A 13886-nucleotide genomic window follows, 5' to 3' on the forward strand; every position below is an offset into this window, starting at 1 on the left:
TACCTGGAAACCCCAGCTAGACCAGCAAATCGGGGGCACACCGCGGCGTACCATCGAGAGCATGGCTTCTTGGGCGGATAACGTTCGCGATCAGATCTTGGGACGGCTCGATGTGGGGCTCAAACCGGGAAAACCGGCAATCGTCGAGGAGGGTGCAGCCCTGCCCGGGCGCTCCACCCCCATTCGGGTATCCGGCACACATTTCGTCAACGGGCACGTGATCGTGCCGCCCTTCCCCGAGGGGCTCGAGACCGCGGTGTTTGGGGAAGGGTGCTTCTGGGGGGCCGAACGTGGGTTCTGGAATCTTCCGGGCGTCTACTCCACCGCGGTCGGGTACGCCGGGGGTTACACACCCAACCCCACGTATGACGAGGTGTGCTCGGGGCGCACCGGCCATACCGAAGTCGTGCTGGTGGTGTTCGACCCTCGCGAGGTGACGTACGAACAGCTGTTGGTGCAGTTCTGGGAAAGCCACGACCCGACCCAGGGCATGCGGCAGGGCAACGATCGCGGCACCCAGTACCGCTCGGTCGTCTACACGACGAATGAGAGCCAGGCGGCCGAGGCTGCCGAGAGTGCCACACGCTACGGATCGGCCCTTGCTGACGCCGGATTCGGAGAAGTCACCACGGAGATAGCCCCATTGGATGGGCCGGTGGGGCATGCGTCCCGGCGCTTCTTTTACGCCGAGGAGTACCACCAGCAGTACCTGGCCAAGAACGCGAATGGATACTGCGGACTGGGAGGGACGTCGGTCTCCTGCCCGGTCGGCCTGGATGTGCCACCCGGCGATCCAGCACAAGCGTGAGCTATCCCACGGCAGCGGAGATGAATTCGCTAACTATGCACAGGCAGTGCTACGGTTCCCCGTCGCTCGCCCTGCTGGGCGGCTCTACGGAGTCCTGGCCAGCGCAAATGCAAATGAGCAGCCTGTGGTTTGTGGATCAACCTGTGGATACTGTGGATAAGCCGACATTGCTGTGGCGTGGGTCACACTGCGAAAAGTTGCAGGGCGCGCAGCTGCCCTACCGATCGAGCGACAGGAATAGACGATGAGTTCTCCCTCGGGCGACGAGGTTCCACAGGTCGGTATCGACGAGATCTCGGCCGCGTTGGATCTTGGTGTCAAGTTGCTTGACGTCCGCGAAGATGACGAGTGGGCGGCCGGCCATATCGACGGCGCGCAACATATCCCGCTCGGCGACGTGCCCTCCCGGATGGACGAGCTCGATCCGGATGCTCCGCTGTGGGTGATCTGCCACGCGGGCGGGCGCTCTCAACGCGCCGCCGCCTACCTGGACCGCAACGGTTTCGATGTCAGCAACGTTTCTGGCGGCATGCTTGCGTGGGTACAGGCAGGTAAGCCGACCATCAGCTGAGTTTCTGGCGACCTACCCCGCCGATTGGCTCCACTGCGCTACTCGCTGCCGGTTGCAGCCTCAGGCCGTTACGCTGGACGAATGATCCAGGTGTGCTCCCGCTGCAGTACCCAGTGGAACGTGCGTGAGCAGCGTCGATACTGGTGCCCGCGGTGCCGTGGCACTCTCCTTGAACCGGGGATGACCGCCCCGCCCCGTCTCTCCGCCTCCATGCCGCAGCCCTCCGCTGGGGCTCAGCTTCCTGGTGGCAAGTACTGGGTTCCGCCGACTCAGCAGACCTCCGTGGCAACGTCCGCAATGCGCCCTCCGGCCCGTCCCACACGGCTCCCTGCGGGGTACCGGTGGATTGCCGTACGCCCCGGCTCGCCCCCGACACCGGCGCGTCGGCGACGTCCGCTGGGACCGACGCCGCGCTACGGGTACATCCCCCGCTGGGGTCTGGTGGACCACATTGAGCCCGCAGGTTCGTCGCGGCAAGGGATAGCCGGGGGGCACATCCCCAGCCGTGTGCTCGAAAGGCTTCTACTCGCCACAATCATCACCCTGGCAATCGTTTCGTGTGCGCATTTTCTTCGATATGCGTTGATGGCTTACAACCGCGGAGCGCTGATCCCGCGGTTCGTCGCCAGCACGTCGAATGGGCTAGTGCTCCTCAGCGTGTCGCTGGCCTTTGCGGTCATGGTGGCCACCGCGTGGTTCCTCACCGACTGGATGATCGGGCGCCGCGCCGAGACGTACCGGGACCTCGGATTCGACGATCCGAGGCGTCCATGGGAGATCCGCGTGGGCTGCCTGGCACCCATTGTGAACATCGTGGGTGTGCCGCTGCTGCTCCTGGAGCTCGCCAAGATCGAGAACCGGTGGTACCGGCAGTACCGAAACATCGTCTGGTGGTCGATCTTGTGGGGCACCACATGGCTGTTGGTACTCGTGGCATGGATGGTCCGAGATTCGGCGACTGTGCAGGGAATCGCCGACAACGCACTGTTCACCGCCGTCGATTACGCGGTGGCAGCGGTCGCGGCGTGGTGGCTCCGCAGGGTGTACCAGGGCTTCACCGCGCCGGAGGGACATCACCGGGCGGTGCGCTGGCTGGCAGTGGAGTCGCTGCAGCGACCGGTGCCCATCGATGCCGATCGACCGGATGTACTGACGACACGCGAGGGCAATTCCGGCGCTGCGGTTGAACCAGCGGGGCAAGAACCGGCAGCATTGGAGCGTGACCGAGTCGTCGGAGCCTGGTGATGAGCCGCTTGCGCGAAGCGGCGAGGACATAGACGGCAGGGGCGAACGGCATCCGTTCGTCGTCGCGCATCGGGGCGCGTCGGCGGACCGGCCCGAACACACCCTTGCCGCGTATGAGCTTGCCCTCGAAGAGGGAGCCGACGGGGTGGAATGCGATGTCCGCCTGACTCGGGACGGACAACTGGTCTGTGTGCACGACCGCAGAGTGGACCGCACGTCCAACGGGACCGGCCTGGTCAGCGAGATGACGCTGAGTCAGCTGCGCGCGTTGGATTTCGGTGGCTGGCACCCCGGCGGTGTGGAGGCCGGCTCGGGCACCGGGCTGCTGACGCTCGAGGAGCTGGTTTCGCTCGTACTCGACTGGAACCGCCCGGTGAAGCTCTTCATCGAAACCAAGCATCCGGTCCGCTACGGGTCATTGGTGGAGAACAAGGTGCTCGCACTGCTGCACCGGTTCGGCATTGCTGCGCCAGCCTCGGCCGATATGTCGCGCGCGGTCGTCATGTCGTTCTCGGCTGCCGCGGTCTGGCGGATACGTCGTGCCGCACCCATGTTGCCCACGGTGCTATTAGGCGAGACGTCGCGATACCTTGGCGGCAGCGCGGCCACCACGGTGGGCGCTACCGCGGTCGGCCCGTCCGTGGCCACACTGCGTGAACATCCGGAACTCGTAGACCGGGCCGCGGCGCAGGGCAGGGCGACCTACTGCTGGACGGTCGATCATTACGAGGACGTCGAGTTCTGCCGGAGCATAGGTGTCGCCTGGATCGCGACCAACCATCCCGGCAGGACCAAGGCATGGTTGCAGCGGGGACTCACGGGTACCGCGCCCTAGCTGATCTCTCCACCCGGCAGTCCGCCAGCGAGGAAGACTTCGACTTCGAGTCCTTGCGCGGGCGAACCGATGAGGTCTGTATCCGCGCCTTTCCTAGTGCAAGTACGACACGGGCAGCGTGGCGGTAAGGAACCTGCGCTTGGCGAACTCCTCGGCGTAGGGCTCCAATTCGCCGCTGAGATGCTCACCGTATCGGTCCGCCAGCTCATGTCCAGTGGTCGTCTGTGCCAGCCAACCGTGCCCCGAGAGCCACTCGCTGGATCGTGTTCGCTCCTCATGCGTGTGAGCGCGCATGAGTTCCGAGGCGTTGAATGCCTCGGCCTCGAGTGCATCGCGTACATCCGCCCACGATTGACCGGATGGTGAGATCCCGTCAGTGTCGGTAGCGATGGTGCTGCCCAGTGCGGACAATTCGATGACCCGCTCAAAGAGAGCATCGTGACTCGGGCCCGGCAGATGGGAGATGAGTGCTTCGGCGAGCCATGCGGTCGGCAGATCGGGATCGAAACCTGCTGCCGTCAAATCAGACTGCCACGGCCCGCTCAGGAACGTGCCGACCTGCCGCCGCGTTGTACGGTGTGTCGCTCCGGCCTCCGCGAGAACGTGCTCCTTGAAATCGAGCAACTCCGGGTAGTCGACCTCGAATAGCGTTGTGTCATCGGGCCAGTCCAGCCGATAGGCGCGGGTGTCCAGCCCACCGGCCAAGAGCACCACCTGGCGGACCCCCGATTGCGCCGCGGCCTGGAGGGAATCGTCGTAGTGGCGTGTCATCAGGGCGCGGCAGCGGGCGATGAAGATGGTGCGGTCTGCCGCGGCGTCATGGGGAGAGTCGTCACGGGTCGACTCGAGAAGCGCCAGTGCGTAGGGATCGCCCGAGGCCAGTACCAACTGCTCGGCGAAGACGTCGACAAACAGGGGGAGTGCTCGGTGTGACTCGATCGCGCGGGACGCGGTCAGCGTCAGTTGAATTTGCCTACCGCGGAACAACCTTTGCACCCCTTTTCGCTGTGCCGGCAAAAGCGACTATCCCCGCGACCCGGTCAAGGTTATCGGAAAGACGCAGACAGCGAACATAGGTATTCGACAACCCGCGAAACAAAGATGTCCCCCACCTCGGCGACGGGCCGAAGTGGGGGACATCTTTGTTGAGTGCCTAGAGTGCGCCACCCGCTGCTGGGGGTGCAGTCGCATCGGCGGTTGACTCGACGCTGATCTCGCGGGCCACGAACTCTTCAAGGTCGAAGTAGTTATCGCCGGCACGCTCGGCGACCGTGAGCAGTGTGTCCATGAGGGCGACCTCTTCCACCTGTTCCTTGAGGAACCACTGCATGAACTGCTCGCCGATGTAGTCGCCTTCGTCCCGCGCGGTGCGCGCGAGCTCGGTGACCTGATCGGTGACTGTCTGCTCCTGAGCGAGTGCCAGAGCCAGCGGCTCACGCGGTGCCGTGAACCCGTTGGTCACTGCGCCGGCGCCGGGGATCTCGACCGAGACCCGCCGATCGATGAGATAGCGGATGATCATCATCGCGTGATTGCGTTCCTCGACCGCCTGCTTGTAGAAATGCGCGGCGAGCTGCGGGAGATCGGCGTCATCGAAATACGCGCCTATTGCAATGTATTGCTGTGAGGCGGTGAACTCGTGGCCAATCTGATCGTGGAGAAGCGCGTTGAATTTCGTTTTAGGAGTGTCCGTCGCGGTCATGGATTTGACAATAGACCAGGTCAGGGGCCTTGTCAGCCAAGGTCAGCCTTAATGAGGTTATCGTCACCTAAGTAATAGGCGGATATCGCGGAGGCTAATTGGATAAGTGCTTAACTTAACCAAAGTTAATTTCTGCGCATCGCTAATTGGAAATCGTCGTGCACAAAATTGATTAGAGTGCGCCCCCGGCGGCCGCGGGCGCGGTCGGATCCTGGCCGACGAGCCGATTGAGCTCGCGTTCCACGAAATTCTCCAGATCGAACAGGTCGTGATCGGCTCGGTCGACCACGGTCAACAGCGTATCCATGGTGGCGACCTCTTCCACCTGTTCCTTGAGGAACCACTGCATGAACTGCTCGCCGTAATAGTCGCCCGACGAGCGGGCCGCGCGAGCGAGTTCGGTGATCTGATCGGTGACGCGCTTCTCCTGTTCGAGGGCCAGGGCGATGGGCGCGCGCGCGTCGGCAAATTCGTTGACGACGGGATCGATGCCCGGGATCGCCACCGCGACGTTCTTGTCGATGAGATAGCGGATGATCATCATCGCGTGGTTGCGCTCCTCGACCGCCTGCGCGTAGAAGCGCTTGGCCAGCTGCGGCAGATCGGCGTCGTCGTAGTAGACCGCGATAGCGATGTACTGCTGGGAGGCCGTGAATTCATTGCGTATCTGGTCACGCAAGAGTTCGAGAAATGGTGAGGATGCACGCGCATGCAGATCGGTGGTAGCCACAACGAAAAGCCTAGTGCGTCAAGGGGTCGGTGTGGCCGGGTCGGGCAACAGGTCAGCAGGAACTTGTTGACCGGTGCGAAGGGCGTCGAACAGCCGCCCGGCGGCCTCCTCGTCCCAGGAAACGATGTCACCTGACCAATTCGAGGAGAATGAGCCGATGGGCATCGTCAGGTTCTGCACGGAACCTGCTAGGGCCCAGCCCAATTGGGCCAAGTTCCAGCTGTGATCGCCCTGAGCGATGGTGATGGCGTCGGCGGTCGATGTGGCGAGTGGATACCAGCGGAAGGGGTTGGCCCATACCGTCGGGCCGCTCACCCGGTGAAACAACGCAGCCATGAACTCGCGCTGATGCGTCATGCGGTCCAGATCGGCACGCGGCGTGGCTCGGCTGCGTACGTATCCAAGTGCATTGGGCCCGTTTAGCATCTGACACCCGGGCGCCACGTTGATCCCGGCCAGTGGATCGTCGATGGGCTCATCGAGGCACATCGAGACGCCGCCGACGGCATCGACGACCGAGGCGAATCCGCCGAATCCAATCTCTGCGTAGTGGTCGACGCGCAGCCCGGTGGCCTGTTCGACGGTTTGGGTGAGCAATGCCGGGCCGCCGAGCGTGAACGCGGCATTTATCTTGTCGCTGCCGTATCCGGGGATGGGTACGTATGAGTCGCGGGGGAGGGACACCATGGTGGTCGCTCCCCCGTCGTAGAACGCGGGTATGTGCACCAACAGGATGGTGTCGGTGCGTCCATCGCCGGTGTCTCCACCGGTGGCGAGCTCCGCCTCCTGCTCCGGGCTGAGGGCTTGACGGCTGTCGGAGCCGACGAGAAGCCAGTTGGTGCCGCTGCCGGGCGCGGGTCGTTCCGGATAGTCGGTGAGCGCATCCACGCGGTGCAACCGTCCGTCGATCCAGAACGCCGTACCGATGATTGTGCAGAACCCAACGAGCACGAAGGTCATTGTCAGGACGAATGTTCGTCGTATCCACTTGCCCCACTGCCTTTTACGCTGCGGACGCGGCGGTGGAGCGGGGGGAGGGGGCGGGGCTGGAGCCGCGGACCGCCGCGGCCGGGGATCACGGGACCTGGGCCGCGGTGGCGGCATTTGCCCTCGGCGAGGAGGTGGGGGACCCTGCCGCGGGAGTGGAGTGTCGCGTGGTGGTGCCGGTTGCGGATGCCGACGGATGACCTGGCTGTCCTCCTGTTGGCGGGGGTGCCGTCCACGGAAGGGGATGGTGGGTTCGGTCATTGGGCTCGTCTCATCGGTTACCACGAGGCTAATCGAGCCACCCCAGGTGTGTCCGGAGCAACGCGAACCCCACGAAGGCCACGGTGTCGATCACGCCATGGGCGACGACCAGCGGCCACAGCCGTCCGGTGCGGTGCCAGACATACCCGAAGACCAGACCCATCACCAGATTTCCGATCCCTGCCGAGACGCCCTGATATAGGTGGTAGCAACCGCGCAGCAGCGCCGACGACGTGATGGCGGTCGCCGCGCCGTATCCCAGTTGTCGCAGCCGGGTCTGCAGGTACGCGATAACCACGACTTCCTCGGCCCACCCGTTGGTGAACGCGGACAGCACCAGCACCGGTACTCGCCACCAGGTGTCATCGAGGGAGGCGGGAATTACTTGGACACTCAAGCCCATCCAGCGTGCGCCGACATACAGTGCCAGACCCGGAAGCCCGATGAGGGCCGCGAGTCCGAGCGCGCCAAGACCGTCGGCCCGCCAGCGCCAGCGGCCGAGCCCGATCGATGATGGACGGAATCCGCTGCGCCACAACAGGTAAACTGCCAGCGCGCCCCACGCCGCCAACCGTGTGATCGACACCAGGTTCAATCCGAGGTCGATCAGGCTGAGCTCGGCGCGCCGAGGGTTGAGCGCGACGGTTTGTTCGGACAGTCCCGCCAGGGCGGCCGCGGCGAACTGCAGGATGGCGCTGAGGGCGCTCATCCCGAAGGTGATGGCGAGCACGATCCCCATCTCGATGCGGATTGTGCGCGGTGACATATCCGATTCGGCCACGGCGCTCATTGTGGCTGGTATTGGTGGAAGAGTGTCCGATGTGGTGAGCACTCTCCGCTATGTGGCGTCGCCCGATGGGGTGCGGTTGAGTCTGACGGTGTCAGGTGCGGGTCCTCCGCTGGTGGTGGTGCATGGCGCGATGGATTCCGGATCGAGCTGGTCCGATGTCGCTGCGGCGCTGGACCGGGATTTCACCTGCTTCCTCATCGACCGGCGTGGTCACGGTGCGAGTACCGACGCGGAGGAACACAGCCTGGCGCGGGAGGCCGACGATGTGATCGCGGTGGCGGCCGCGGCGGGACCCGATGCGGTGATACTCGGCCATTCGTTCGGCGCCGTCGTCGTGCTGGAGGCGTTGCGCCGTGGACTCGATGCGGCGGCCGTGGTCCTTTACGAGCCACCGCTTCCGGTATCGGCTGGCGTGGCGGCGGCGAATCGGGAAGGGAGTGCGGCGGTTCGAGCGCGCTCGGTGACCGTCTCACGGGAGTTCGAGGCGCTGGATCGATGTGTCGAGGTGCTCGGTGAGTACACCCGGACGGTCACCCCGATGCTGCTTCTCGAAGGAATGAACTCGCCGCCGCAATTCCGCGAGCCGGTGGGGTATCTGGCTCGGCGGGTGGTTGGCGCGCGAGTGAAAGAGCTTGTGGGACAAGATCATTTTGCGCATCGGAATGCTCCGGCAATGTTCGCCGGGGTGCTACGTGAGCTGTTGCTGGGTTAGATCTTGCGCGCGCGCAACCCGTTGAGGAATGGGCAGCCGGCCAGGATACGCAGGGCCTGGCTCAGGCCCGCGGTGTCGTCGACGGGCTGGTTGAAGGGCAGCCGGACGTCGTGATCGCCGTCGGCGCCCTCGACCCGCAGCTGGATGCCGTAGCGATCGATGCCGAGTAGCCGCACCTCGCCGTGTTGCAGATTCAGCGGAAGCCGGCGCGCCAACCGTTCGACGAGATCCCGGTGGTCTTGGTCGATATGCGACAGCCACCCGGCCTCAAGTGCGCAGAAGGGATCGGGTCGGGCACCGAGTAGGGACGTGACGTCCACCGATTCGGCTCCTGTCGAATCGGCGACGACGACGGATTCCACGGTCAGACACAGCAGCACCGAGCCCGGCTCCGTGCGCAGCCGCATATCGGTGCGGATATCCAGGAGTGCCGGATCGGGTGTGCGGCTGGCGATGACATCGACGATGCCGCGAGCCTCCCGATCGGAGGCGGCTACCACGTTGCCGCGCACCCAGACCAGTGATCTGACCGGCTCACGCAGCGGAAGTGGCGCCTGATCGGTCAGTTCCAGGAGTGCTGGCATCCCTGGTCGGCCTGCGGTGATCACCGTCGCAGCGATGGCACTTTCCGATGGGACCGCGATGGCGAAGGTGCCGTCGTCGAACAGATGGTGCAGCGACGTGCCGACGACATCGGCACCGGCAATGGCGAGGGTTGAGCTCACGGCCCGTGCGCAGGCCGAACGAACGCGCTCGGCGGTGGTTGGCGGTGCTGCGGTCATGGTGACCCTTTCCTTTTCGAACCCTGAAGAACCCGACGAACTGAGGTAAGCCTAAGTTAACAACGGGCGGCGGAGAGTGCAAGGGACACCTGTGCTGCCGCCTGTGTCGAGGGTTCGCCGGGCGGTCGAACGCCTAAGGTTTGAAGTGTGCAGCGCATCACATACCTCGGGCCGCAAGGCACCTTCTCGGAAGCTGCGTTGACCAGGCTGCAGGCGTCGGGCCTCATCCCCGGGGCGGATTCGGTGGAGCCGGTCCCGGTCGTGAGCCCCCGCGAGGCGTTGGAGCAGGTACAGAAGGGCGACGCGTCCTATGCCTGCGTTCCGATCGAGAGTTCGCTTGAGGGACGAGTAGTGCCGACCCTTGACACGCTGGCGGGCGGTGCGCCACTGCAGATTTTTGCTGAGACCGTGCTTCCGGTGTCCTTCAGCATCGTGGTGCGACCGGGCACCTCGGCGGATGCAGTCAAGACCGTGGCAGCTTTTCCGATCGCCGCTGCGCAAGTGCGGGAGTGGTTGGCCATCAACCTGCCCGATGCGGAGTTGGTGCCCGCCAATTCGAACGCCGCCGCCGCCGAGGACGTGCACGCCGAGCGTGCCGACGCCGGCGTGTCTACGGAATGGGCCGCCCAGCGGTGGGGACTGCACACCCGCGCCAGCGGTGTGGTGGACGAGCCCAACGCACACACCCGTTTCGTGTTGGTAGGGCAGCCAGGATCGCCGCCTCCGGCCACCGGATCGGATCGGACCTCGATGGTCTTGGCGCTGAGGAATGTGCCGGGAGCTCTTGCCGGTGCTCTGAACGAGTTCGCAATCCGGGATATCGACCTGACGTTCATCGAGTCGCGGCCTACCCGCACCGGTTTGGGCGTTTACCGGTTCTTCCTGGATTGTGTCGGCCATGTCGACGACATCGCTGTCGGCGAGGCACTGAAAGGACTGCATCGTCGTTGTCAGGATGTGCGGTATCTGGGATCGTGGCCACGAGCGGCGGCATCCGGGGGGGCCAACCCACCGGTGCTGGATGACGCCTCGGAGTGGCTCAACGGGTTACGGGAAGGGGAGGTGCTGTGAGTGGACGCCTGATCCTGGTGCGGCACGGACAGTCATATGGAAATGTCGAGCGCCGACTGGACACCAAACCGCCGGGTGCGCCGCTGACCGAACTCGGAATGCAGCAGGCCCGTCTCTTCGCAGAACAGTACGAGGAGCGCCCACCCGCGGTGCTGGTGCATTCGGTGGCGTTACGCGCCATACAAACTGCCAGTGGAATCGCCGAACATCTTGGGGTGCCGGCACTTCAAGCCGAGGGTTTACATGAGGTGCAGGCCGGTGAATTGGAGGACCGCAGCGACCTGGAGTCCTTTGAGATCTTCGACCGGGTGTACGAGCGCTGGCATTTCGGGGATGTCGATGCCCGGATGCCCGGCGGAGAATCCGCTCAGGACGTGTTTGACAGGTATCTACCCGTGGTCGCCGATCTGCGTCGGCGCCATCTCGAAAACGACGCGTCAGGCGGCGACGTGGTGATTGTGAGCCATGGGGCGGCGATCCGATTGGTGGCCGCCGCGCTTGCCGGAGTTGATCCGGGCTTCGCGGTGAACCGTCACCTGCTCAATACGGAAGCGGTTGTCTTGGCACCGATTACAGACGGACGATGGAGCTGCGTGCATTGGGGCGAGGCGGCGGCGCCCTTCCCCCATCAGGAAGCGGCCAGTGCCGAGGAGTTGGCGCAGTCGGCCGATCCGATGGGCTAACCGGCCAGCTGTATCTGCCTACCGCAATCGCATTGTGCGGTAACGCAATCAATGACGAGGCTGTGCCGCAGTAGGTGCGGCCCGTCGCAGTCGAATGCGGTGCAGTCGGCGTGACGGTAAGGATGCACGATCAACGTGCCATGGCAATGGTCGATATCGCGGGCGCAATCGCGGCATGCGACACCGCAGTGGATGGCGTCGCGCCACTCCGGTGATTTCTTCATACCCGAGTTGTAGCACCGGATACCGACAAGTCGCGGTAGCCGAGCGGGCGGTTCTCCGGCTAGTAGGCGTCGACCGACGTGTTCGTGGTGTTGGGCGTGCGGTGTGTGCTGACCCTGTCGGTGCGTCCGAGATCCGCCAGGTCGTGGACTGCTGGCGCCGGGTAGCCCGCGCCACCTGCACGTAAGACCGACAAGATCATCGAGACATGGCAGCGCCTTCTCGCAAAGCGGCGGCCCCGCGGCGTGTTGTCCGCCTACTCCAGGCCGAGGCTTTTGAGCGCGTGCCCCATCCGTTGCGGGGTCGCGGGCGTCAACGTCGCCCACAGGGCGCCGTCGCTGGAGGTGCTCGGGGTGGCCATGATCCGCCCAAAGGCGGTGTCGTACACGGCAACTCCGCCCGGTGCGCGATCGGTCACGCCGTCGATCCGTCGGATCGCGGTGATCTCGGTCATCGCGCCGCGACGAGCCATCGCCTTCGCGACACTTACCGCGTCGACCTTGGTGGCGCCGAGCGCCATGAGTCGACGGGCCATATCGCCGGGCTCGGCATTGAGCGCCAGTGCCAGCTGCTCAGCGGGCGCGTTGATCGACCCGAACTTCAGCGGTGTGGCATCGCCCAGGTAGCGCCACAGTTCGGCGCCGAGTGAACCCGTCACCGACCGCATGGCGACACCTTCGCCGTCGTTGACCAGCAGCACATGCGCCTCGCCGTGTTCGACCAAGCACAGCCGCAGCATCTGCGATCCCGCCCAGCGCCGCACTGCCACCTGGCCGGTGGCCCTGCTGGCCGAGGTCAGCATGTCGCGCAGCGTCGGGTGAAGGTCCTCGCCCTTCAGTAGGTTGCGTTCCTTGAGCCTGGAACGCGCACCCTCCAGGGCATCTCGGTGAGCGACTTCGTCCTCGTGGCGCGGACCCGCTGCCAGCACAACCGGCAAGAGATCGTTCCCGGTGATCTCGCGGGTCAGTTCCAGTTCGTCGAAGTCCAGGCGGACGGTCACAGCTCCGCGCTCGCGCCGAGAACCGGTGGCGCCACCGCCCCCTTCGAGCCTCCGCGCTCGAACAGCGATGCGGCGTCGACACTTTCGAAATCGGCGACCTTATCGCTACCGGACTTGTTGGTCAGGATGTCCGGCAGCTCGACGGGCTTGCTCTCGTCACCCATGAAGACACCGGTGGCGCCGATGGCGGCGAGCTTCTCGTCGTCCTCGTTCTCATCCTTCTTGCCGCCACTGCCGGCCTTGATGCCCTTGCCTGCGCTGGCAGCCAGCGCACCACCGGCCATCATGCCGGCCATCGGGGCACCCATCCCGCCCATTCCAAAACCGCCGCCACCGGCGGAGATCGGGTTGGCAGTCATCGATACGGCCGCCGCGCGGGCGCTTTGCACACCGGGAATCGAGTCCGGGCTCAGCGGGCTCGGGCCCATCTCGGACAAGCCGACGCCTGCAGCGCTAACACCGGTGTTGCCGCTGTTGGCCTCGGACTTCTCTTCCGGGTACTTGATGATCTCCGGAGCGGGCGGGAATTCGACTACCTTGGCTGCGGGCTCGCTGGCCGACTCGTAGGTCTCCATGGCCTTGGCGGCCTGCAGATCGAGGTCCTGTTCCATGCCCTCGGTGGTGGCGGAGAGCCCGAAGAGCGGTCCGCCCGCAGACAGTGCCTCGGACTTGGCCTTCTCAAGCTGAGCCAGGTCGCTGATATGCGGCATATCGAGGACCGCGGTGCTGTACGACTCGGCGTACGTGTTCGCGGTGTCGCTGACCTCCTGGGTCAGTCCCGCCATCTTCTCGACCCATTCGGTGAACGGGGTCAGCTTGTTCAGTGCGTCCTCGGCGTGCGGCCCGCGGTACCCCTCCGTGAGCAGCTCGCTGACGCGCAGGCTGTTTTCGTGCACCTCGGCGAACGCGGTGCTGATCTCTTGCCAGGACAGCGCGCTGTCGACGACATGGGTCGGGCCTGCACCCGTGGTCAGGTCTAGGGCCAGCTTCTTTGCCTTGCGGGCCACCCAGTTGACACCAGTGAATCCGGTCATGATCTATTCCCCCACACCATTGAGACGGGCGGCATTGTTGCGTTCGAGGTCGACGAAGGCCTGCGAGTTCCGTCGGAATGCCTCGGCGATGCGCTTGAGCTGCTCGATGCCGTCCTTGGCGACCTTCTCGAAGTTCTCGTTGGTCTTCGCGGAGGCGTTCGCAACGGCGGTGGACACCTCGTCACGGCCCGCCGAGCCGAACTTCGCCGCCTCGAGCTGCTTGTCGAGAGCGTCCTGCAGTCGGTGCGCCATCGCGTCGTACTCGACAGCGGCATCCTTCATCACATCCGGATCGACCTGCAGAACAGTCCCCGGCTGGCTGGCCAGATCCCAACGGATTTCCTCACGCTGGGCGGGCGCCGGTACATCAGCCATCTTCTGTCCCCTTTCCCCCACTTGTCTCGCGTCGTCCTAAGGGCAGATTTGCCCTTTCACTAGAGAAGGACGGCGGAT

The 13886-nt window shown here is 64.7% G+C and carries 19 protein-coding genes; 8 read left to right on the plus strand and 11 right to left on the minus strand.

From position 1 onward, the window contains the following. Positions 1-61: 61 nt before the first annotated feature. From msrA to MLB1_RS14035, 4 genes are all read left to right on the plus strand, one after another. Positions 62-808, plus strand: coding sequence for a peptide-methionine (S)-S-oxide reductase MsrA (gene msrA / locus MLB1_RS14020; RefSeq protein ID WP_180750460.1), 747 nt, complete (start codon positions 62-64; stop codon positions 806-808). 244 nt (positions 809-1052) lie between these two features. Then, entirely contained in the window at positions 1053-1379 is a 327-nt protein-coding gene (locus MLB1_RS14025) for a rhodanese-like domain-containing protein (RefSeq protein WP_180750461.1), read from the plus strand. A 282-nt stretch (positions 1380-1661) separates the two neighbouring features. Further along, positions 1662-2624 carry a DUF4328 domain-containing protein gene (locus tag MLB1_RS14030; RefSeq protein WP_371750624.1) on the plus strand — a complete coding sequence of 321 codons (963 nt, stop codon included), beginning with the start codon at positions 1662-1664 and terminating at the stop codon, positions 2622-2624. Continuing rightward, a complete protein-coding gene (locus MLB1_RS14035; RefSeq protein ID WP_180750463.1) occupies positions 2599-3459 on the plus strand; it encodes a glycerophosphodiester phosphodiesterase in 861 nt (286 codons plus the stop codon). The genes MLB1_RS14030 and MLB1_RS14035 overlap by 26 nt, the downstream gene beginning before the upstream one ends. Positions 3460-3552: 93 nt before the next feature. Here the strand turns inward: MLB1_RS14035 and MLB1_RS14040 are convergent, their stop codons facing one another. The 4 genes from MLB1_RS14040 to MLB1_RS14055 all read right to left on the minus strand — a co-directional run bounded on the left by MLB1_RS14040 (position 3553) and on the right by MLB1_RS14055 (position 6851). After that, positions 3553-4476 carry an SAM-dependent methyltransferase gene (locus MLB1_RS14040; RefSeq protein WP_180750464.1) on the minus strand — a complete coding sequence of 308 codons (924 nt, stop codon included), beginning with the start codon at positions 4474-4476 and terminating at the stop codon, positions 3553-3555. Positions 4477-4612: 136 nt separating this feature from the next. Then, the gene (locus MLB1_RS14045) at positions 4613-5161 is read right to left on the minus strand and encodes a ferritin (RefSeq protein WP_180750465.1); all 549 of its coding nucleotides are present in this window, start codon (positions 5159-5161) and stop codon (positions 4613-4615) included. A 172-nt stretch (positions 5162-5333) separates the two neighbouring features. Beyond that, complete coding sequence (locus tag MLB1_RS14050; protein WP_180750466.1) at positions 5334-5891, minus strand: ferritin; 558 nt, start codon at positions 5889-5891, stop codon at positions 5334-5336. Between the two features lie 18 nt (positions 5892-5909). Further along, on the minus strand, positions 5910-6851 hold the full coding sequence (locus tag MLB1_RS14055; RefSeq protein ID WP_180750467.1) for an LCP family protein: 942 nt from the start codon (positions 6849-6851) through the stop codon (positions 5910-5912). Between the two features lie 62 nt (positions 6852-6913). On the opposite strand from MLB1_RS14055, the gene MLB1_RS14060 reads away from it, so the two are divergent. Further along, the gene (locus tag MLB1_RS14060) at positions 6914-7078 is read left to right on the plus strand and encodes a hypothetical protein (protein ID WP_180750468.1); all 165 of its coding nucleotides are present in this window, start codon (positions 6914-6916) and stop codon (positions 7076-7078) included. Positions 7079-7167: 89 nt separating this feature from the next. On the opposite strand, the gene MLB1_RS14065 is transcribed toward MLB1_RS14060, so the two are convergent. Next, on the minus strand, positions 7168-7929 hold the full coding sequence (locus MLB1_RS14065) for a CPBP family intramembrane glutamic endopeptidase (RefSeq protein ID WP_180750469.1): 762 nt from the start codon (positions 7927-7929) through the stop codon (positions 7168-7170). A gap of 22 nt (positions 7930-7951) precedes the next feature. Here MLB1_RS14065 and MLB1_RS14070 point away from each other — a divergent pair, with 22 nt between their 5' ends. Continuing rightward, positions 7952-8641 carry an alpha/beta fold hydrolase gene (locus tag MLB1_RS14070; protein ID WP_180750822.1) on the plus strand — a complete coding sequence of 230 codons (690 nt, stop codon included), beginning with the start codon at positions 7952-7954 and terminating at the stop codon, positions 8639-8641. Here the strand turns inward: MLB1_RS14070 and MLB1_RS14075 are convergent. Continuing rightward, positions 8638-9423, minus strand: a complete 786-nt coding sequence (locus tag MLB1_RS14075) for a DUF2470 domain-containing protein (protein WP_180750470.1) — start codon at positions 9421-9423, stop codon at positions 8638-8640. The two genes, MLB1_RS14070 and MLB1_RS14075, sit on opposite strands and share 4 nt — an antisense overlap. Positions 9424-9570: 147 nt before the next feature. Between MLB1_RS14075 and pheA the strand changes: the two genes are divergently transcribed. Beyond that, on the plus strand, positions 9571-10494 hold the full coding sequence (pheA, locus tag MLB1_RS14080) for a prephenate dehydratase (protein ID WP_180750471.1): 924 nt from the start codon (positions 9571-9573) through the stop codon (positions 10492-10494). After that, positions 10491-11177 (plus strand): histidine phosphatase family protein, encoded by a 687-nt coding sequence (locus MLB1_RS14085; RefSeq protein ID WP_180750472.1) that lies wholly within the window; start codon positions 10491-10493, stop codon positions 11175-11177. Before pheA ends, MLB1_RS14085 begins: the two co-directional genes overlap by 4 nt. Here the strand turns inward: MLB1_RS14085 and MLB1_RS14090 are convergent. The 5 genes from MLB1_RS14090 to MLB1_RS14110 are packed head-to-tail and all read right to left on the minus strand — an operon-like array spanning position 11174 to position 13808. After that, on the minus strand, positions 11174-11401 hold the full coding sequence (locus MLB1_RS14090; protein ID WP_180750473.1) for a hypothetical protein: 228 nt from the start codon (positions 11399-11401) through the stop codon (positions 11174-11176). The genes MLB1_RS14085 and MLB1_RS14090 overlap by 4 nt on opposite strands. A 59-nt stretch (positions 11402-11460) precedes the next feature. After that, a complete protein-coding gene (locus tag MLB1_RS14095) occupies positions 11461-11601 on the minus strand; it encodes a hypothetical protein (RefSeq protein ID WP_180750474.1) in 141 nt (46 codons plus the stop codon). A gap of 54 nt (positions 11602-11655) precedes the next feature. Continuing rightward, positions 11656-12399, minus strand: a complete 744-nt coding sequence (locus tag MLB1_RS14100; RefSeq protein ID WP_180750475.1) for an ESX secretion-associated protein EspG — start codon at positions 12397-12399, stop codon at positions 11656-11658. Next, positions 12396-13433, minus strand: a complete 1038-nt coding sequence (locus tag MLB1_RS14105; protein ID WP_180750476.1) for a PPE domain-containing protein — start codon at positions 13431-13433, stop codon at positions 12396-12398. Before MLB1_RS14105 ends, MLB1_RS14100 begins: the two co-directional genes overlap by 4 nt. A gap of 3 nt (positions 13434-13436) precedes the next feature. Next, positions 13437-13808: a PE family protein gene (locus tag MLB1_RS14110; protein ID WP_180750477.1), complete on the minus strand. Its 372-nt coding sequence runs from the start codon at positions 13806-13808 to the stop codon at positions 13437-13439. Between the last annotated feature and the right edge of the window lie 78 nt (positions 13809-13886).

The organism is Mycobacteroides sp. LB1 (genome assembly GCF_013449725.1).
GTDB lineage: Bacteria > Actinomycetota > Actinomycetes > Mycobacteriales > Mycobacteriaceae > Mycobacterium.

What these genes read in the sequence shown, in the direction of transcription:
- msrA (WP_180750460.1), top strand. Translation starts at nt 62, where the DNA reads ATGGCTTCTTGGGCGGATAACGTTCGCGATCAGATCTTGGGACGGCTC.
- MLB1_RS14025 (WP_180750461.1), top strand. Translation starts at nt 1,053, where the DNA reads ATGAGTTCTCCCTCGGGCGACGAGGTTCCACAGGTCGGTATCGACGAG.
- MLB1_RS14045 (WP_180750465.1), bottom strand. Translation starts at nt 5,161, where the DNA reads ATGACCGCGACGGACACTCCTAAAACGAAATTCAACGCGCTTCTCCAC.
- MLB1_RS14095 (WP_180750474.1), bottom strand. Translation starts at nt 11,601, where the DNA reads ATGATCTTGTCGGTCTTACGTGCAGGTGGCGCGGGCTACCCGGCGCCA.
- MLB1_RS14055 (WP_180750467.1), bottom strand. Translation starts at nt 6,851, where the DNA reads ATGACCTTCGTGCTCGTTGGGTTCTGCACAATCATCGGTACGGCGTTC.
- MLB1_RS14065 (WP_180750469.1), bottom strand. Translation starts at nt 7,929, where the DNA reads ATGAGCGCCGTGGCCGAATCGGATATGTCACCGCGCACAATCCGCATC.
- MLB1_RS14110 (WP_180750477.1), bottom strand. Translation starts at nt 13,808, where the DNA reads ATGGCTGATGTACCGGCGCCCGCCCAGCGTGAGGAAATCCGTTGGGAT.
- MLB1_RS14075 (WP_180750470.1), bottom strand. Translation starts at nt 9,423, where the DNA reads ATGACCGCAGCACCGCCAACCACCGCCGAGCGCGTTCGTTCGGCCTGC.
- MLB1_RS14090 (WP_180750473.1), bottom strand. Translation starts at nt 11,401, where the DNA reads ATGAAGAAATCACCGGAGTGGCGCGACGCCATCCACTGCGGTGTCGCA.
- MLB1_RS14105 (WP_180750476.1), bottom strand. Translation starts at nt 13,433, where the DNA reads ATGACCGGATTCACTGGTGTCAACTGGGTGGCCCGCAAGGCAAAGAAG.